The 18,398-nt window shown below is 62.5% G+C and carries 17 protein-coding genes; 7 read left to right on the top strand and 10 right to left on the bottom strand.

Annotated elements, in window-relative coordinates; genetic code table 11:
* Positions 1-45 precede the first annotated feature (45 nt).
* From rsgA to PV760_RS09470, 3 genes are read right to left on the bottom strand one after another with little or no spacing between them, the layout of a single operon-like run.
* The gene (rsgA, locus tag PV760_RS09480; RefSeq protein WP_055972060.1) at positions 46-1,161 is read right to left on the bottom strand and encodes a ribosome small subunit-dependent GTPase A; all 1,116 of its coding nucleotides are present in this window, start codon (positions 1,159-1,161) and stop codon (positions 46-48) included.
* 2 nt (positions 1,162-1,163) lie between these two features.
* Positions 1,164-2,531: a 3-phosphoshikimate 1-carboxyvinyltransferase gene (gene aroA, locus PV760_RS09475; protein WP_039242096.1), complete on the bottom strand. Its 1,368-nt coding sequence runs from the start codon at positions 2,529-2,531 to the stop codon at positions 1,164-1,166.
* Positions 2,532-2,537: 6 nt separating this feature from the next.
* Entirely contained in the window at positions 2,538-3,053 is a 516-nt protein-coding gene (locus tag PV760_RS09470; RefSeq protein ID WP_018776389.1) for a DoxX family membrane protein, read from the bottom strand.
* A 179-nt stretch (positions 3,054-3,232) separates the two neighbouring features.
* Here PV760_RS09470 and PV760_RS09465 point away from each other — a divergent pair, with 179 nt between their 5' ends.
* Together PV760_RS09465 and rsrA are read left to right on the top strand one after the other, a co-directional pair.
* Positions 3,233-4,036 carry a sigma-70 family RNA polymerase sigma factor gene (locus tag PV760_RS09465; RefSeq protein ID WP_018776388.1) on the top strand — a complete coding sequence of 268 codons (804 nt, stop codon included), beginning with the start codon at positions 3,233-3,235 and terminating at the stop codon, positions 4,034-4,036.
* A complete protein-coding gene (rsrA, locus tag PV760_RS09460) occupies positions 4,033-4,293 on the top strand; it encodes a mycothiol system anti-sigma-R factor (protein WP_018776387.1) in 261 nt (86 codons plus the stop codon). Before PV760_RS09465 ends, rsrA begins: the two co-directional genes overlap by 4 nt.
* A 113-nt stretch (positions 4,294-4,406) precedes the next feature.
* On the opposite strand, the gene PV760_RS21465 is transcribed toward rsrA, so the two are convergent.
* The 6 genes from PV760_RS21465 to PV760_RS09435 all read right to left on the bottom strand — a co-directional run bounded on the left by PV760_RS21465 (position 4,407) and on the right by PV760_RS09435 (position 11,980).
* Entirely contained in the window at positions 4,407-4,481 is a 75-nt protein-coding gene (locus PV760_RS21465; RefSeq protein WP_369299106.1) for a 50S ribosomal protein bL37, read from the bottom strand.
* Between the two features lie 113 nt (positions 4,482-4,594).
* On the bottom strand, positions 4,595-5,209 hold the full coding sequence (locus tag PV760_RS09455) for a PadR family transcriptional regulator (protein ID WP_018776386.1): 615 nt from the start codon (positions 5,207-5,209) through the stop codon (positions 4,595-4,597).
* Positions 5,209-6,057 (bottom strand): DUF4097 family beta strand repeat-containing protein, encoded by an 849-nt coding sequence (locus PV760_RS09450; protein WP_039242088.1) that lies wholly within the window; start codon positions 6,055-6,057, stop codon positions 5,209-5,211. Before PV760_RS09450 ends, PV760_RS09455 begins: the two co-directional genes overlap by 1 nt.
* Positions 6,058-6,159: 102 nt before the next feature.
* The gene (locus PV760_RS09445) at positions 6,160-7,434 is read right to left on the bottom strand and encodes a serine hydrolase domain-containing protein (protein WP_354627621.1); all 1,275 of its coding nucleotides are present in this window, start codon (positions 7,432-7,434) and stop codon (positions 6,160-6,162) included.
* A gap of 2 nt (positions 7,435-7,436) precedes the next feature.
* A complete protein-coding gene (locus tag PV760_RS09440; protein ID WP_018776382.1) occupies positions 7,437-8,084 on the bottom strand; it encodes a GDSL-type esterase/lipase family protein in 648 nt (215 codons plus the stop codon).
* A 92-nt stretch (positions 8,085-8,176) separates the two neighbouring features.
* Positions 8,177-11,980 carry a multifunctional oxoglutarate decarboxylase/oxoglutarate dehydrogenase thiamine pyrophosphate-binding subunit/dihydrolipoyllysine-residue succinyltransferase subunit gene (locus PV760_RS09435; protein ID WP_018776381.1) on the bottom strand — a complete coding sequence of 1,268 codons (3,804 nt, stop codon included), beginning with the start codon at positions 11,978-11,980 and terminating at the stop codon, positions 8,177-8,179.
* A gap of 488 nt (positions 11,981-12,468) precedes the next feature.
* On the opposite strand from PV760_RS09435, the gene PV760_RS09430 reads away from it, so the two are divergent.
* The 5 genes from PV760_RS09430 to PV760_RS09410 all read left to right on the top strand — a co-directional run bounded on the left by PV760_RS09430 (position 12,469) and on the right by PV760_RS09410 (position 17,879).
* Positions 12,469-13,818, top strand: coding sequence for a hemolysin family protein (locus PV760_RS09430; RefSeq protein WP_039242086.1), 1,350 nt, complete (start codon positions 12,469-12,471; stop codon positions 13,816-13,818).
* Complete coding sequence (locus tag PV760_RS09425; RefSeq protein ID WP_018776379.1) at positions 13,815-14,888, top strand: hemolysin family protein; 1,074 nt, start codon at positions 13,815-13,817, stop codon at positions 14,886-14,888. Before PV760_RS09430 ends, PV760_RS09425 begins: the two co-directional genes overlap by 4 nt.
* A 115-nt stretch (positions 14,889-15,003) precedes the next feature.
* Positions 15,004-16,005, top strand: coding sequence for a metal ABC transporter solute-binding protein, Zn/Mn family (locus tag PV760_RS09420; RefSeq protein WP_354627620.1), 1,002 nt, complete (start codon positions 15,004-15,006; stop codon positions 16,003-16,005).
* Positions 16,006-16,154: 149 nt separating this feature from the next.
* Positions 16,155-16,988: a metal ABC transporter ATP-binding protein gene (locus PV760_RS09415; protein WP_181423251.1), complete on the top strand. Its 834-nt coding sequence runs from the start codon at positions 16,155-16,157 to the stop codon at positions 16,986-16,988.
* Positions 16,989-17,879, top strand: a complete 891-nt coding sequence (locus PV760_RS09410) for a metal ABC transporter permease (RefSeq protein ID WP_018776376.1) — start codon at positions 16,989-16,991, stop codon at positions 17,877-17,879. It begins immediately after the preceding gene.
* On the opposite strand, the gene PV760_RS09405 is transcribed toward PV760_RS09410, so the two are convergent.
* A complete protein-coding gene (locus PV760_RS09405) occupies positions 17,876-18,343 on the bottom strand; it encodes a Fur family transcriptional regulator (protein WP_018776375.1) in 468 nt (155 codons plus the stop codon). The two genes, PV760_RS09410 and PV760_RS09405, sit on opposite strands and share 4 nt — an antisense overlap.
* Positions 18,344-18,398: the final 55 nt, after the last annotated feature.

The following is an 18,398-nucleotide window of genomic DNA, read 5'->3' as shown; positions in this document are numbered from 1 at the left end:
CGGCGGTGGGGACGTTACCGCTGCACCTTCAGTTTTCCAGTGTCATCAAGTAACCGTGCCGAGCTCTTTCGCTTCTTTGGCCTCCAGGCGCGGGTCCGCGCCCAGCAGGCGACGCAGTGACGCCAGGCGCGCCACCCCTGAAGGGCCCGCATGTCCTTCATTGACCCAGGCGTCCAGCCCGCAGTTCACTGCCGTAGCGTCGTGCTTGCATCCCCGCTCGCATGCTTCGGTGCCGGGTTCGAGGTCCGGGAAGGAATGCAGGATCCGGTCCGGATCCACGTGGGCCAAGCCGAAGGAGCGGATACCGGGGGTGTCAATGATCCAGCTGCCCGAGGGGGCATCCGCGAGCTTCAGCGCCAATGCCGACGACGAAGTGTGCCGGCCACGTCCGGTGACGGCATTCACGCCGCCGGTGGCCCGCTCGGCGCCCGTCAACGCGTTGACCATGGTGGACTTGCCCACACCGGAGTGGCCCAGCATGACGGTCACTTTGCCACCGAGGTGTGCGCGGAGCCGGGAAACAGCATCCCTGTCCAACCGGGCCGACAGCCCATCATCGGATCGGGCATCAATGCCGCCGGCTTCAGAATCGGCTGTCCGGCTGATAATCACCGGGAAATCCAGGCTGACGTAGTTGGCCAGCAGTTCAGTGGGATCCTTCACGTCGGCCTTGGTGATCAGCAGCAACGGCTCAATACCGGCGTCGTACGCCGCCACAAGGGCGCGGTCGATGAACCCGGTCCGCGGTTCGGGATTCGCGGCTGCAACAACCACCACCAGCTGGTCGGCGTTGGCCACGACTACCCGCTCGATCGGATCCGTGTCATCGGCGCTGCGGCGAAGGAGGGTCCGGCGTTCTTCCACCCGGACCAGCCGGGCCAGCGTGTCCGGAGACCCGGAAACGTCGCCTACAAGGGCCACGAAGTCACCGGGCACAACAGGGTTGCGCCGGAGTTCGCGGGCGCGTGCGGCGATGATGATGCGTTCGTTGGGGGAGTCTTCGTCAACGATTGCCCGGTACCGCCCGCGGTCCACCGTGATGATCCGTCCGATCACGGCGTCATCGTAGCTGGGACGGTCCTTGGTCCGGGGTCGTGATCCTTTTTTGTTGGGACGGATCCGGACATCGGATTCGTCCCAGGAACGTGCGTCGCGGCCCATGGTCAGTTGCCGGCCTCATTCGTGCCGGCGGAGTCAAGCATTCGTGCCCACATCTCCGGGAACTCGGGCATCGTCTTGGATGTTGTGGCGATGTCTTCAACCTGGACGCCGTCGACGGCGAGTCCCAGGATGGCGCCGGCAGTGGCCATTCGGTGGTCTGCGTAACTGTGTACCACTCCGCCATGGAGGGAAGCTGGGCGAATTACCAGGCCATCGGCAGTTTCTTCCGCATCGCCACCAAGGCGGTTGATTTCGGCAACCAAGGCAGCGAGGCGGTCTGTTTCGTGGCCGCGGAGGTGGGCGATGCCCGTCAATCGCGAAGGGCCGGTAGCCAGAGCGCACAGTGCGGCTACAGTCGGCGCGAGCTCGCTGGTTTCGTCGAAATCAGCACCCTTGATCTCATTGCCGCCTGTAACCGTCAGTGTTCCCCCGTCAAGGGTGACGCTTGCGCCCATGGCAGCAAGGATGGTCCGCCAGAGATCGCCCACCTGTGTGGTGCCGGTGGGCCAGTTGGGAATGCGGACAGTGCCGTGCGTTGCCAGGGCGGCGGCCAGGAAGGGGCCGGCGTTTGAGAGATCCTGCTCGATCCGCTGGTCGAAAGCACTGATCCTGCCGGGCGAAACGCGCCAGTGGTTGGGTACGGAGTCATCGACAGTAACGCCCACGCTCCGAAGCACCTCAACGGTCATGGTGATGTGGTCCAGGCTTGGAACGGGTTTGCCCACGTGCTCCAAGTGCAGGCCTTCGGTGAAGCGGGCGCCTACCAACAGCAACGCCGAGACAAACTGGGAGGAAGCGCTCGCGTCGATGACCAAGTGACCGCCGCGCACCTCGCCGGTGCCTTCCACCGTGAAAGGAAGGGACGACGGCGTCCTGCCGCCTTCGGCTGCGACCGGAACTCCCAGGGCGATCAGTGCCTCGATGATGGTTCCCATGGGACGGTTACGGGCATGGGGATCGCCGTCGAAGACTGTGGCGCCGCTGCGCAGGGCAGCCAGCGGGGGAACGAACCTCATGACGGTACCGGCCAGACCGCAGTCGATGGCTGTCGTTGAGCTCGAAGCAGAGGGGTCCAGGGGAGTGATCTCCAGGTCGGGCCCATAGTCACCGTCACCGGGTACCTCGGTGACGGTGGCACCCAACTGCCGGAGGGCCTGGATCATCAGGGCCGAATCGCGTGAATGCAGCGGAGCCCGGAGCCGCGAAGGACCATCCGCCAAGGCTGCCAGCACCAGGTACCGGTTGGTCAGCGATTTTGAACCTGGGACCGTCACTGTGGCGTCCACGGGCCCTTTGGCATAAGGGGCCGGCCATAGCGGGAGGCTGGCGGCTTTGTCCGGTTCGGTATTGGCGGCGGTGGTACCTGTCATGCTTCCTTATGCTCCAACTGCGTTGTCTACGGCCTTGCGCACTGCTTTGTCTGCCTTCTTGATCTGCTTGCCGGTGACCTTCCTGGCGTCGGCGGCAAGGTGCTCGGCCCGCCAGGCGATGCTCGGACGGCCGTCGGTGTCCACCGACGCCAACAACACGCCGCCGGTAAGTGAGATGTTCTTCAGGAGCTGGGCCTTCCGGGCGGTGCGCCCCTCCTTGGTGCTGATGTCGGCTGAACGCCATTCGACGTAGGAGTTCAGGGCGGACGTCAGCGCGAGCACTGTCGCTGCGAAACGCGAAAGCTTACCCAGTCCGAGCAGGGCTCCGGCGCCGAGCTGGGCTCCACCCAGAACCCGGGCGAGGGTCTTCTCGTCCGCTTTGAAGGGCAGCGATTCAGAGGCTCGTCGAAGGACCGGTGACAGTTGCTTGGCGGTGTCGTCAGCGTTCTTGAGCTTGTCCAGACCTGCAACGACAAAGCTGGATGCGAGCATGGGCCGCGCGAGAAAACGGATAAAAGACATGTTTTGCCTCCTGGGTGGCTTGCCACACTGTTCGATGAGTGTTGTGTTCACGGGGTGCAGTCGGATCTAGTCTTGCACTTTTGCGGAATATTTACCCAGCAGCGGCCGTTGTGAGTTTCAGGTGCGGTGGAGACCGGACTGCGGCACGGCGTTGCCGCTCGCTGAACGGAGTTGGTTTTTTGACTTTGGTGAAGGACCGCATGGTTCTACCGGAGGCCGGGTACGGGGTGCAGCCGGATTCTCCCAAGCTGACAGTAGACTTGGCAACGATGAGCACCATTGAACCGGCCGCAGCGGCCATGTACGAAGCAGCCGACGCGACGGACGACGATAACGCCCCGGCGCCGGCCGCCGTCGATGTTGCAGCGGAGAGCCCGGAGCAGCGGCGCGAGCGTTTTGAGCGCGACGCAATGCAGTACGTCGACCAGCTGTACTCGGCTGCCATGAGGATGGCGCGGAACCCTTCTGACGCGGAGGACCTCGTCCAGGAGGCCTACACCAAGGCCTTTTCAGCGTTCCACCAGTACAAGCCCGGCACCAACCTCAAGGCGTGGCTGTACCGGATCCTGACCAACACCTACATCAACCTCTATCGGAAGCGGCAACGAGAACCGCTGCAGTCCAATTCGGACACGATCGAGGACTGGCAACTGGCCAAAGCAGAGTCGCACACTTCGGCGGGCCTGCGTTCAGCCGAAGCCGAGGCTCTTGACCACCTGCCGGATTCCGACGTCAAAAACGCGTTGCAGGCAATTCCGGAAGAATTCCGGTTGGCTGTCTATTTCGCGGATGTCGAGGGATATGCCTACAAGCAAATCTCGGAGATTATGAATACCCCGATCGGCACTGTCATGTCGCGGTTGCACCGTGGCCGGAAGATGCTGCGGGACATGCTGGCGGACTATGCCGCCGAACGGGGCTTCAAGGCCCACACCGAAGATCAGGCTGCGGCCGGAAGCAACAATCAGGAGAAAGAGAAATGAGCGACTGCCAGGGATTGGGCGATTGCGACGATACGCGAATGCAGCGGATCTATGAGTATCTCGACGGTGCGTTGACACGTGAGGACCTCACGGAAATCAAGCAGCACCTGGATACGTGTGAAGAGTGTGCAGAACAGTATGACCTTGAGTGCCTCATCCGCACCATGGTCAAGCGTTCGTGCACCGAATCCGCTCCCGAGAACCTCAAGAATTCCATCCTGGACAGGATTCACTCGATCAAGCCTGTTGACGCCTGATCCGGCCGCTGGCTGGCACGGCCTGGTCTTGTGAGGGCTTAACGCCAAGGGCCCCGGAAACCGCATGGTTTCCGGGGCCCTCGCTCTTAAGCCTGTGACGCTAAGCCGTTGGCTTAGGTGTTGGGACGCTTGCCGTGGTTCGCGCCGCCGCGCTTACGGTCACGACGCTTACGTGCACGCTTGCTCATAGCTGGCCTCCTTCAATGATTGATACTCAATAGAGCTGCCCTCCAGTTTCGCACATCCGGGTGCTGCGCCGCGAACCGGGAGGCGTCCGCGCGGCGGGGCGCTTTGCCTCAGCTCAGTTGTTGAGTGAATTCCTGATGGATATTCGAGCCTGATCCAGGACCGCGCGGACCGTTTCCAGTGCCACTGGCGTCAGCGGGCGGGCAGCCCCGTGTTGACGCAACTCTACGCGGATATCGTCCCGGAAGGCCTGCACCATCAATTCTGCTTCCTTGAGGATGCGCTGGCCTTCCGGTGTGTAGCCCGCCGTCCGACTGCGGAAAGCGGCGGAGGTGGCGTTTGTGCGGGCTGCTTCCGCCGTAGCGGCAAGATCGGCACGAAGGCCGCGCATGTTGCTGCGAATGTCCTCGCGTAAGTTGTCGGCGAGCCGCCTGACGGAGGCGGAGATGGTGTCTTCGACGTCCGCCAGTTCCTCCCGTCGGCTGTCCAGCTCCGCGCGCCCGGCTGAGGTGATGGAGTATTTCGTGCGCCGGCCCTCGGTCTCTGTAGCGACGAGTCCTTCCTCTTCCAGCTTGCCCAGTCGCGGATAGATGGTTCCGGCGCTGGGGGAGTACGTTCCGCCGAAGCGGTCGCCGAGGGCCTTGATCAGTTCGTAGCCGTGCTTGGGACCGGTTTCCAAGAGGGCAAGGAGGTACAGGCGCAGTGCGCCGTGGGCGAAGACGGGAGGCATCAGAGACCAGCTTCCCCTGGCGACTGCCGGCTGTTGTCCGGTGACGGTGCCGAGCCGTGGATGATGTAGGTCTTGCCGGAGACCGTATTGGTGCGGACAAGCATGAGTCGTTCGTCAGGACCAACGATTGTGTGGACATTGCTGCCGGGCTGGGCGTACATCTGGTCATCGATCACTACGGTTCCACTGGCTGATTTCGCCACGATATCCAGGCCAACGTCGTGGGGGAGCCGGATGGTGAGGTCGCCGGAGACCGAGTTGGCTCCAAAGTCGTTCGTGTAGTCCTGGAGATCGAAGCTGAGGTCGCCACTGACTGTGCTTGCCCGGACGCTTTTGAAGGTGCCCGACGCCGTGACTTCGCCCGAGACGCTCTTGGCGGTCAGGACGCCGTCGTGGTTCCTGGCGATGACTTCCCCGCTGACGGTGTTCACGTGGAGTTCGCCGTTGGTGCCGTCCGCCATGACGGAACCTGACACAGTGTTCAGGCGCGTGCGGCCGCTGACGCCGGACACCATTCCGTCGCCGCTGACGGTTCCGGCCTCGACGTCGACGCCGGGTGGCAGCGCGATCCCGACCACCACCGAGTTGGTGCTGCTGTTGTTGACGGTCCCCATGAGGTTGCGGAACCAGCCCTGCGGCCCCTGCAGCTGGTGGCGCACTTCCAGGCGCCCGTCCACCAGTGTCACCGTAAGGGGGTCGCCGGTGATTTCGCTGATCTCGATGCGGACAAAGGGTTCGTCGTGGGCCACGACGTCGAATCGGCCCTTCACTATGCCCAGCTTCAGGGAGCGGACGTTATCCACTTCAATGGTTTGCGGGCCCGTCACGGTCCATAGTTCGTCTGACATGATCCCTCCAAGTTGCGATATATCGCGTTGATGAAAACACGATATATCGCGTTTCCCGGCGAATCAAGAGGTCCAGCGAATCAAGAGGTAACGCGCCCGGCGTCAGCTCCCGGCTTGGTAGACCTTGCCGATGAGTGACCTCGCGATGGTCACGGCAGGGTCCCGGCCATCGGCCGCCGGTGCCAGATTTGTCCACACCACGAGGGTCACTCCGTTGGCGGGATCGCTGCCCATGAAGGTGTTGAAACCCGGAAGTTCGCCGGTATGGCCGTAGAGCTTCCCGAACTTCGCTATGCCCCAGCCGTAGGAAGCACGGTCGGGGTTTTCAGGGTTGGTGGGGATGACGCTGTCGAGTCGTTGTTGCTGGAGCCCGGCATCGAGCAGCTTCCCATTAACGAGGGCTTCGCCGAGGATCTTCAAGTCCGTGGTCGTGGAGATTCCGGACCCTGCTGCCCAGGCCCATGACGGATTGACATCAGTAACGTCGTTCGGGGCCAGGGTGCCCGCGGCGGCTTCCTTTTGCATGTCCTCGGGAAGGGCAGGATTGGTCATCGTCAGGACGTTGTCACCGTAGAAATAGCCCTGGGGATGTGGCTCCGGAATGCTGTTGGACGAAATATCCGGAAAGACCGTTCCCTTTAAGCCGAGGGGCTGGAAAATGCGCTCCTTGAAGAGATCACCGAGTGGCTTTCCTGCGACCTTCTCGGCGATGAGGCCCAGAAGGACCGTGTTCGTGTTGGAATAGTGGAAGCCTTGCCCCGGCGCGAAATATGGCGGATGGGCAAACCCCAGCGCGAGGAGCTCTTCCGGTTTCCACTCCCTGCGCGGTTCTTTGTCCATGGCTGAGTTGAGCTCAAGGGTTTCGGTGTAGTTGAACAGGCCGCTCCGCATGGTCAGGAGCTGCTCGAGAGTGATGCCGTCACCATTGGGAACGTCTGGACGGTACTTTGAAACGTGATCGCCAAGGGCGAGCTTGCCCTCCTGGACGAGCTGAAGAATGACTGTGGTTGTCCAGGTCTTGGTGACCGAACCCACCCGGATGTGGTCCTCCATTGAGACCGGCCGTTCGGCGCCGCGGGTACCTGTGCCGTAAGACGCAGTGAGGGTTCCCTCGGGAGTTTCCAGCAACACCATGGCTCCCGGGACAAGGACTTCCTTGGCTGTCCGCTCAAAGTCCGCGCGCAAGCCCTCTGAATCGAAGCGCTGCAGCGCCGTGGGCGCCGATGTTGGAGAAGCAGTGGATGCCGGTGCCGATGCGGCTGTCGAGGACGCCGGGGAGACCGGGGGACCGGAACTGCAGGAAACTGTGGCTGCCACTGCGGCAATTACTGCCGCCGCTGTTGCTGCTCTGACAGAAACCTGCATGTTCCGCGTCATGGCTACTCCGGTTGAGCGATATTAAGCCACTGGAACCAGCCACGGTGCAGGACAAGCCACGCAATCAAGCCGTAGCCGGCCTGGCCCGGTGTTCCCCCATTGGCTGCGAGGTCCGTCCTCCACTGCTCATGATTGAGTAACGGGGAGAACGTGTCAACGTAGTGGTGGTTGCGCCGCGTGGTGACATCGGCAAAAGCTGTGTTGAGTTCAGCAAGACGCTTGTTGCGTGCCGGATCCAAAGTGGGAGGCGGACCAACCACGAAGACCTCCACGCTGCTGTGCGAAGCTCCGTCGAGGATGTTGGCCAGATTCAGCCGGCTCCGCGCTGTGGAAAGGCCAAATTCGAGATCGCGACCCGAAAGTCCGATCACCAGCCGGTTCTCATGGGTATCGCTGAAGCGCCTGCCGGCTTCTTCCTGCCAGCGGGCGGCCAGGCCCTCTGTACCTTCCATGGGACAAGGGAGCGGAAAGCTCTCCACCACGACGGAGTCCTGGGGTGTGCGGGCCAGGACTCTACCGAGCCAGCCCAGGGCGCGGGGATCCCCCAGGCCCGCGAGCAGTTCATCTCCAACAGCTGCGATACGCAGCTTCCTGTCTTCCACGGTTACCTCTTCACACTCGTTACGGTCCTTGCACAGTTTCCGGATCATCGGCCGGTTTTGGGACCGGGTACCTGTCCCATTAAACAGAACTGCCCGGCCTGAGGCGTGCTAATCGCTCCTCAGGCCGGGCAGTTTCGTTTCTACTTACGTTCGAATGCCTGCTTGATCAGGGCATCCTGTTCTGCGGCGTGGCGCTTCATGGAACCGGCAGCCGTGGATGCCGACGCCGGACGCGAGACCAGGCGGAGCTTGCGGTCAAGTTCCGGTGCCAGGTTCAGGCCCATGAAGGGCCACGGGCCCTGGTTGGCGGGCTCGTCCTGCGCCCAAACGATGTCAGCGTTCGGGTACTTGGCGAGCTCGGCCTCGATCTCAGCCTTCGGCAGCGGGTACAGCTGCTCCACGCGGATGATCGCCGTGGACGTGTCACCGGACTTCTGGCGGTTGGAGAGGAGGTCGTAGTACAAGCGACCGGAGACCAGGATGACCCGGTCCACGTTTGCCGGCTGGACTTCCGGATCGCCTATAACCGGCCTGAAGCCACCCGTGGTGAAATCTTCGACGGCGGAAGCGGCACCCTTGAGGCGCAGCAACTGCTTGGGTGTGAAGATGATCAGCGGCTTGCGCGGACGGCTGTATGCCTGGCGGCGCAGAAGGTGGAAGTGCGAGGCCGCGGTGGTGGGGTTGGCCACGATCATGTTGTCTTCTGCGCACATCTGAAGGAAGCGCTCAATGCGTGCCGAGGAGTGGTCCGGGCCCTGGCCTTCGTAGCCGTGCGGGAGCATGAGCACCAGTGAGGAGCGCTGGCCCCATTTCTGCTCAGCCGAGGAAATGAACTCGTCGATGATGGTCTGGGCGCCGTTGACGAAGTCACCGAACTGGGCTTCCCACAGAACGAGCGCATCCGGACGCTCCACCGAGTATCCGTATTCGAAGCCCATGGCCGCGTATTCGGACAGCAGGGAGTCGTAGATCCACAGCTTGGCCTGGTCATCGGAGAGGTTGCCCAAGGGCAGCCACTCGTTGCCGTTGGCACGGTCGTGGAAGACGGCGTGGCGCTGAACGAAGGTGCCTCGGCGCGAGTCCTGCCCTGCAAGGCGCACAGGTACGCCTTCCATGATCAACGAACCAAAGGCAGCGATTTCGCCGAAGCCCCAGTCGATGCCGCCTTCACGGGACATCTGCTCGCGCTTCTCCAGCAGCTGCTTGAGCTTGGAGTGGACGGTGAAGCCCTCGGGGATTTCCAGGTGGGCCTTGCCGATGCGGGCAAGAGTCTCAGCGGAAATCGCGGTCGACGTGGGGGCATTGGTCCCGAAGTCCGCCTGCTGGGCAATGGGACGCTCGATGTCCGAAACGGCCGCGGAGTCCGCGGTGATGATCGGGATCGGGGACGTCTGCGCGGCGTGGGTCTCGGCGAAGACCCGCTCCAGGCGCTCCTGGTAGTCGCGGAGCAGCTGCTCTGCTTCTTCTTCGGTGATGTCCCCACGGCCGATGAGCGACTCTGTGTACAGCTTGCGGACGGAGCGCTTGGCTTCGATCAGGTTGTACATGAGCGGCTGGGTCATCGAGGGGTCGTCGCCTTCGTTGTGGCCGCGACGGCGGTAGCAGACCATGTCGATGACGACGTCCTTGTGGAAGCGCTGGCGGAACTCGTAGGCGAGCTGAGCAACGCGCACCACGGCTTCGGGGTCATCGCCATTCACGTGGAACACCGGTGCCTGGATCATCTTCGCGACGTCGGTGGAGTACGTGGAGGAACGTGAAGAGGACGGCGCAGTGGTGAAGCCGACCTGGTTGTTGACGATCACGTGGATGGTACCGCCGGTACGGTAGCCGCGAAGTTGCGAGAGGTTCAGGGTTTCCGCAACCACACCCTGGCCGGCAAATGCGGCGTCACCGTGGACCATGATGGGCAGCACCGGGAAGGACTCGCCCTGGTCCAGGCGGTCCTGCTTGGCGCGGACGATGCCCTCAAGCACCGAGTCGACGGCTTCAAGGTGCGACGGGTTGGCGGCGAGGTAGACCTTGGTCTGCTTGCCGTTGTCCGAGGTGAAGGTACCTTCGGTTCCCAAGTGGTACTTGACGTCGCCGGAGCCCTGGACGGAGCGGGGATCCTGGGTGCCTTCGAATTCGCGGAAGACCTGTGCGTAGGTCTTGCCAGCGATGTTGGTCAGCACGTTGAGGCGGCCACGGTGGGCCATGCCGATGGCAACTTCATCCAGTCCGTCGTCAGCGGCATCCGAAATGACGGCGTCCAACAGCGGAATCAGGGACTCGCCACCTTCGAGGGAGAACCGCTTCTGGCCGACGAACTTGGTCTGCAGGAAGGTCTCGAAGGCCTCTGCAGCGTTGAGCTTGGAGACAATGCGCAGCTGCTCTTCGCGGCTCGGCTTGGAGTACGGGTGCTCCAGCTGGTCCTGGAACCACTTGCGTTCGGCCGGTTCCTGGATGTGCATGTACTCGATGCCTGTGGTGCGGCAGTAAGCATCGCGGAGCACGCCGAGGATATCGCGGAACTTAAGCTGCGGCTTGCCACCGAAGCCACCGGTAGGCCACTCGCGGTCGAGGTCCCACAGGGTGAGCCCATACGTCAGGACGTCAAGGTCAGGGTGCTTGCGCTGCACGTACTCCAGCGGATCGGTGTCAGCCATGAGGTGGCCGCGCACGCGGTAGGAGTGGATCAGCTGCTGGATGCGGGCAACCTTGTTGATCTCGTCCGCGGGATCCACCTGCAGGTCCGGGCTCCAACGAACGGGTTCGTAGGGAATGCGCAGGGCTTCAAAGATCTCGTCGTAGAAGTTCTGCGCGCCGAGGAGGAGCTGGTGGACGAGCTTGAGGAATTCGCCGCTGCCTGCGCCCTGGATGACCCGGTGGTCGTAGGTGGAGGTCAGGGTGAGGATCTTGCTGATGGCGTTCTGGGCGATGATCTTCTCGCTGGCGCCCTGGAACTCGGCCGGGTAGTCAAGTGCGCCGACGCCGATGATGGCCGCCTGGCCCTTGGACAAGCGCGGGACCGAGTGCACGGTGCCGATGCCGCCGGGGTTGGTCAGCGAGACCGTGGTTCCTGCGTGGTCGTCAGCCGTGAGCTTGCCGTTGCGGGCACGCTTGATCAGGTCCTCGTAGGTGTGCCAGAACTCCGCGAAGTCCATGGTCTCGGCCTTCTTGATGTTTGGAACCATCAGCAGGCGGGTGCCGTCGGGCTTGGGCATGTCGATTGCGATGCCGAAGTTGACGTGCGCGGGCTGCACGGCGCTCGGCTTGCCGTCAATTTCGTCGTAGTAGACGTTCATTGACGGGAACTGGGAAAGCGCACGGACAACGGCGTAACCGATGAGGTGGGTGAAGGAGACCTTGCCACCGCGGGCACGGGCAAGGTTGGAGTTGATGACGACGCGGTTGTCGATGAGCAACTTGGCCGGAACAGCCCGGACGCTGGTAGCGGTAGGCACTTCGAGGCTGGTGACCATGTTGGTGGCGATGGCCTTGGCCGGGCCGCGGAGGACGGAAACCACGTCCTCTTCCGGCGCTGTCGGGGCCTTGTTGCTCTTGGGCAGCTGGGCAGGGATCGGCTGTGCAGCGGTGCCGGCGGCGGGCTTCTTTGCTCCGTCCCGGGCAACCGTGGCAGGTGCTTTTTTCGCCGGAGCGGGTGCGGCCGGAGCCGCGGGGGCGGCGGCCGGCGCTGCTGCGGGGGCCGCCGGCGCCGGTGCCGGTGCCGCTGCAGCCGGAGCTACGACGGGAAGTACTTGGGTAGGGGGATTGGCAGCTGATGGGGCTGCAGAGGTTCCGTTGGAAGAAGTGCCGTCAGCGGAAGCAAAGGATTCGAAGAGCGGCCACCATTTGGTGTCCACCGAGTTCTTGTCCTGTTGGTACCGCTCGTACAGTTCGTCAACGAGCCACTCGTTTCCGCCAAATTCCTCTGGTAGACGGTGGCTGGGCTGCTCTGGCACTTGAAATACGCCTCTTCCATGAGTGTTGTTTTCCCGCTGGCCAAAGTTGCTTTTCCGCAACGATGGGACAGGGTCCGGGTCCCGCGAACTCAGACCCCTGACAGTCTAGTTAGGATCGTTGGTTAACTGCCAATAGTGGTGACCTAAATCATGTTGCGGCTGACTTAGTGGCGTGGCTCTGCTTTTTTGTTGCGAAGTTGGCCCTCCTGAGGGAGACCACGGTTGCCGGACTGTAGACTGAAAGTCTTATGGACAGTAAATCTAGGTGCCGGCCTGGGAACTGTCGGGGGAGCCAATCTGGCAACTCCGCACAGCGTGCCCGTCGAGCCGGCAATACCCGTTCACATGCCCATCACGCGCCGGCGTTCACTGCCGGTGGTGCCGCAGACCATGCGTCCGCTGCACCCGACCAGCCTCCGCCGGGGCGATTCCCCGAGCCGAAGGCCTTAACCCCATTGCACGCGCCTGCCCTTGGAGGGATGCGCTAAGTGGAATGGATTCTTCTTCTCGCCGGTTTTGCCCTCATCCTCGGGACCGGCTTCTTTGTAGCTGTTGAGTTCTCCCTGGTGGCCCTCGACCAGGCAAGCGTCCAGCGCGCTGTTGACAATGGCGACCACGCTGCGGCTCCGTTGCTGAAGTGCCTCAAGTCGCTCTCCACCCAGCTCTCCAGTTGCCAGCTGGGCATCACACTGACCACGCTGCTGACTGGTTTCGTCATGGAGCCTTCTGTCGGGCAGTTGCTCCTCGGGCCGCTCGGCCTGCTGGGCCTCCCGAGCGAGGTCGTGCACTCCGTTGCCCTGATCGTGGCCATGGCCTTCGCCACGCTGCTGTCGATGCTTCTGGGCGAATTGGTCCCCAAGAACATGGCCATCGCCCTCGCCTTCCCGCTCGGGAAGCGGCTTGCCCGACCCCAACTGATGTTCACTGCCGTCTTCAAGCCGGCCATCGTGGTGCTGAACGGGTTCTCCAACAAGGTCCTGAACCTGTTTGGCCTGGAGGCCAAGGAGGAGATCTCGGGAGCCCGGACACCTGCTGAGCTCGCATCCTTGGTGCGCCGGTCGGCCGAACTCGGGACGTTGGATGCCGGTACGGCCAACTTTGTGGCCCGTACTTTGAACTTCTCCGGAAGGACCGCGGCGGACGTCATGACGCCCCGGATCCGCATGGAGACCATCGACGCCGACCAGCCGGTGACTGACATCCTTGACGCCGCGAGGCGTACCGGATATTCCCGTTTCCCCGTCATTGGCGATTCCACGGACGATATCCGCGGCGTGGTCCATGTCAAAAAGGCTGTGGCCGTACCCGCTGAACGTCGGGCCAAGCTCCAGGCCGGTGCCATCATGACCGATGTCCTTCAGGTCCCTGAGACCATCCACCTTGATGCCCTCCTGTCTGAACTGCGCGAAGGCAACCTGCAACTCGCCGTCGTGCTTGACGAGTACGGCGGCACGGCGGGCATTGCCACCCTTGAAGACCTGGTCGAAGAAATCGTTGGAGAGGTCGCTGACGAGCACGATAAAGTCCGGCCCGGCGTCCTGCAGAGCGCGACAGGCGACTGGTATTTTCCGGGCCTGCTGCGGCCGGATGAAGTGTCGGAACAGATCCCGAATCTCACCGTTCCCGACGAGTCTGCCTATGAAACCGTGGGTGGTTACGTCATGAGCCAGCTTGGCCGGATAGCCAAGGTGGGGGATGTCGTGGAAACGCCGGGAGGCACCCTGACAGTCACCAGGATGGATGGCCGCAGAATCGACAGGATCTGCTTCCACCACGTAGTCCGTGATGACGAGCAGGCCGACGCCGGATCCAACCACCACGAGGCAGGTGCCGTATGAGTGACTGGGTAGGAATTGTCTGGCTTGTCGTCCTTTTGATCGGCAATGCCTTCTTTGTCGGTGCCGAATTCGCCGTCATGTCGGCACGCCGCAGCCAGATCGAACCCCTGGCCGAGGCCGGCTCCAAACGGGCGCAGACAACATTGCGCGCCATGGAGAATGTGTCGCTGATGCTGGCGTGTGCGCAGTTGGGCATTACCGTCTGCTCGCTCCTGATCCTCCAGGTTGCCGAGCCTGCCATTCACCATCTCCTGGCGGAGCCGCTCGAACTGCTGGGCGTACCGGTCGAACTGGCGGATATCTCCGCTTTCGTGATCGCGTTGCTGTTCGTCACGTTCCTGCATGTCACGTTCGGTGAGATGGTCCCCAAGAACATCTCGGTTTCCGTTGCGGACAAGGCGGCCCTCCTGCTGGCGCCACCTTTGATGTTCATCGCCCGCGTGGTTAACCCGGTCATCTGGTCCCTCAACTGGTTGGCGAACCACATCCTGAGGTTGATGAAAATCGAACCGAAGGACGAAGTGTCTTCGTCGTTCACGCTTGAGGAAGTGCAGTCGATTGTCCAGGAATCCACCCGGCACGGCCTGGTGGACGATGAGACCGGATTGCTCAGCGGTGCTTTGGAGTTCTCGGAGCACACGGCCTCCCACATCATGGTGCCCCTGGACAAGCTGGTGGTGCTCAAGACGGCCTCCACGCCCGTCGACCTGGAAAAAGCGGTCAGCCGTACCGGCTTCTCCCGTTTCCCGATGGTGGACGACGACGGCGAACTGGCCGGATACCTGCACGTGAAGGACATCCTGTCCATCCCGGACGAGGGTCGCAGGCACCCCATTGCCGAGGGGCGCATCCGGTCCTTGGCCAACCTGTCACCGGACGACGAGATCGAGCAGGCCATGTCCGTCATGCAGCGCACAGGCTCGCACTTGGCCCGTGTTGTCGGCGCCGGTGGAGACACCCAGGGCGTCTTGTTCCTTGAAGACGTCATCGAGCAGTTGGTCGGCGAAATCCGCGATGCCACCCAGGCGACAGGCATTCGACGCTTCGGTGGTCAACAAGCCCAGGCATAACCGCCTGAGAGCATGGAGAGCGGGCGGGCATCGATTTTTCAATCGATGCCCGCCTTTCGCTAAATAGGAATCATTCCCAATTAGGGCTACACTGGGGTCTGCCCAGTAATTGTGTTTGATTCTCATTTTGAGTAGATCCGAGGTTTACGTGCGTCGTTACGCCGCCCGCCTGTCCGTAGCCGCTTCCGCAGGACTGGCCGCGCTCCTGCTGTCCTCCTGCGCCGGAACGGCCGGAGCTAACAGTCCTTCGGCTTCCGGGGCCATCGAAGTTGTCACGTCCACCAACGTCTACGGCGACATTGTGAAAGCAGTCGGCGGAGACAAGGTGAACGTCAACGCCATCATCACCAAGACCAGCCAGGATCCTCATTCCTATGAGGCCAGTGCACAGGACAAGCTGGTGATCTCCAAAGCCAAGCTCGTGGTCGAGAACGGCGGGGGCTATGACGAATTCCTGCACAAAATTGCCGATGAAACCAAAATCGGCCATGAGAACATGATCAGCGCCGTCGAAATTTCAGGGCTCGCCCCCGAAGGGGAAAGCCACAGCGAAGAAGACCACTCCGAGGACGGCCACACGCATAACCACGGTGAGTTCAACGAGCACGTTTGGTACAACCTGGACGCCATGGGCAAGCTCGCCGATGCCGTGGCAAGCAAGCTCGGCAGCCTGGACGCGGACTCGGCCGCGACCTTTACGGGCAACGCGGACGCCTTCAAAGCCAAGCTCACTGAACTGACCGGAAAGCTTGACGCCGTGAAGGCTGCGGACGGGCACGCTCCCGTGGCGATCACGGAGCCTGTGCCGCTGTACCTCCTGGAAGCTGCGGGACTTGAGAACAAGACCCCGGAAGCCTACAGCGCTGCCGTGGAAGAGGGCACGGACGTTCCGCCCGCCGTCATGAAGGAAACCACTGATCTTCTCAGTGCTGGTTCGGTCCGTTTCCTGGCCTATAACGAGCAGACTGCCGGTCCTCAGACCGAAACTGTCAAACGGGCAGCCGAGGCTGCCGGCGTGCCGGTTTTGAATTTCACTGAAACGCTGCCCGAGGGCAAGGACTATGTCCAATGGATGACCGACAATGTGGAATCGGTTTCATCCGCACTGAAGAAGTAGGCGTTTCCGGCTCCGGCAATGCGGTTAAGGGCCCCGCTGGCGTCCTAAGATGTTCAGGATGGCTGCGGGGCCTTTTGCCTGCCGCCACCGCCGTCGGTAGCGCCCCCCACCCGGACGCCGGCCCCAACAAACTACGTTCACAGCAGCGTATGGATCGAGGACAACTTTTGACACCCGTAGTGAGCCTCCGCGGAGCCAGCCTGCAGTTCGGCAAGAGGACACTCTGGAGGGACCTCGACCTCGACATCAACCCGGGCGAGTTCTTCGCCGTCCTCGGCCCGAACGGGAGCGGCAAGACCAGCTTCCTCAAGGTCCTCCTGGGATTGCAGGAACTGCACTCCGGAACCGTGTCCCTGGGTGGGCATCCGGTGGAACGGGGCAGCAAGCGGATCGGCTACATTCCGCAGCAGAAGTCCTTCGCGCCGGATACACCCTTGCGCGCACGGGACCTGGTGGGCCTGGGCATCGACGGACATCGCTGGGGTATCCGGTTGTCGTCCGGCAAGGTCAACCAGCGTATCGACGAGTTGTTGGAACTGGTAGGAGCGTCGGACTACGCCAAGGTGCCGGTCGGGCAGCTCTCCGGAGGCGAACAGCAACGGTTGAGGGTTGCCCAGGCGCTGGCCACTGAACCGCAGGTCCTGCTCTGCGACGAGCCTCTTCTCTCCCTTGATCTTCACCACCAGCAGGGCGTCAGCTCGTTGATCAACCAGCAATGCCACGAGCGGAACAGCGCCGTGGTCTTCGTGACGCATGAAATCAATCCCGTGATCGACTACGTGGACCGCGTGCTCTATCTGGCCGGTGGCCAGTTCCGGGTCGGAACGCCGCAGGAGGTCATGACTACGGAAGTCTTGTCCGAACTGTACGACAGCCATGTGGAGGTCATCCACACCAACGGGAGGATCGTCGTCGTCGGTCTGCCGGACGCCACCACGCACTTCCATGACGACGCCCACGCAAGTGCAGGGGAGGACCTCTAAGTGGATCTGGACACCATTCTGCAGACCATCTTCAACTTCGAGAACTACGGCGAACTGCTGGTCCTCGTCCAGAACTCGCTCTGGGCCGGTGCCGTACTGGGACTCCTGGGCGGTCTGGTTGGGACGTTCGTGATGAAACGGGATTTGGCCTTCGCCGTCCACGGCATCTCCGAGCTCTCCTTTGCCGGGGCGGCCTTCGCGCTTCTGATCGGAGCCGATATCATCTTCGGTTCCCTGATCGGTTCGGTGGCGGCCGCCGTCCTGCTCGGCTTCATGGGTGTCAGGGCGCGGGACAAGAACTCAATCATCGGCGTCATCATGCCCTTTGGCTTGGGCCTGGGAATTCTGTTCCTGGCACTGTATGAAGGCCGGGCTGCCAACAAGTTCGGACTGCTGACCGGACAGATTGTCTCGGTGGATACCGTTCAGCTGCAGGCGTTGGCGGGAACCGCGGTGGTAGTGATGATCGCCTTGCTCGCCATCTGGCGTCCCCTGAGCTTTGCCAGCGTCGACCCGGAAATGGCTGAAGCCCGGGGTGTTCCCGTTCGCGGCCTGGCGATCGGCTTCATGGTGCTGCTGGGCATCAGTGTTGCCCTGTCCATCCAGATAGTCGGTGCGCTGCTTGTCCTTGCGCTGCTGATTACGCCGGCAGCAGCGGCGTTGCGTGTGACCACCTCACCCAAGCTGGTTGTGGTCCTGAGTGTAGCCTTCGCGTTGACGGCCACTGTGGGCGGCATTCTGCTGGCCCTCGGCAGCCGCATCCCCATCAGCCCGTATGTGACGACGTTGTCTTTCCTGATTTACGTGGTGTGCCGGATTATTGGCCGGGTGCGGAGCAACCGCGGCCTGAACGGCCGGGTCACGCGGGACCAGCCGGCCGGGGCTCTCTAGAGTTTTCCTGCGGCCTTTTTGGCGGTGCACTCGGGGCACAGACCAAAGATCTCCACTGTGTGGGCTACTTCGGTGAAGCCGTGTTCAGTAGCCGTGCGTGCTGCCCAGGTCTCGACGGCGGGTGCCTCCACCTCGACGGCCTTGCCGCAGTTCCGGCACAGAAGGTGGTGGTGGTGGCCCGTGACGGCGCAGCGACGGTAGACGGCCTCACCCTCACCATTTCGGAGGACGTCGATGAGGCCATCATCGGCCAGGGACTGGAGAATGCGGTAGGCGGTAGCCAAGGACACCGAAATGCCCTTGTTCTGCATCAGGCGGTACAGCTCCTGGGTGCTGACGAAGTCATCCAATTCGTCCAACGCTGCACTCACGGCCAAGCGCTGCTTGGTGACGCGCTGCTCCTTGACGCCGCCGGTGACCGGCCCGGCCGGGCCCGTAGTGGCGGAATTGGTGCCGTGTGGCATGAAAAGGCTCATTTCCGTGGGGATGCTGGCAAACTTCGATTTTACCAGCAGCGGC

It is taken from the genome of Paenarthrobacter sp. CC6, from assembly GCF_040560085.1.
GTDB lineage: Bacteria > Actinomycetota > Actinomycetes > Actinomycetales > Micrococcaceae > Arthrobacter > Arthrobacter nicotinovorans.
Note: the sequence above shows the minus strand (reverse complement) of the source record. Positions and strands in the feature narration are given on the sequence as shown.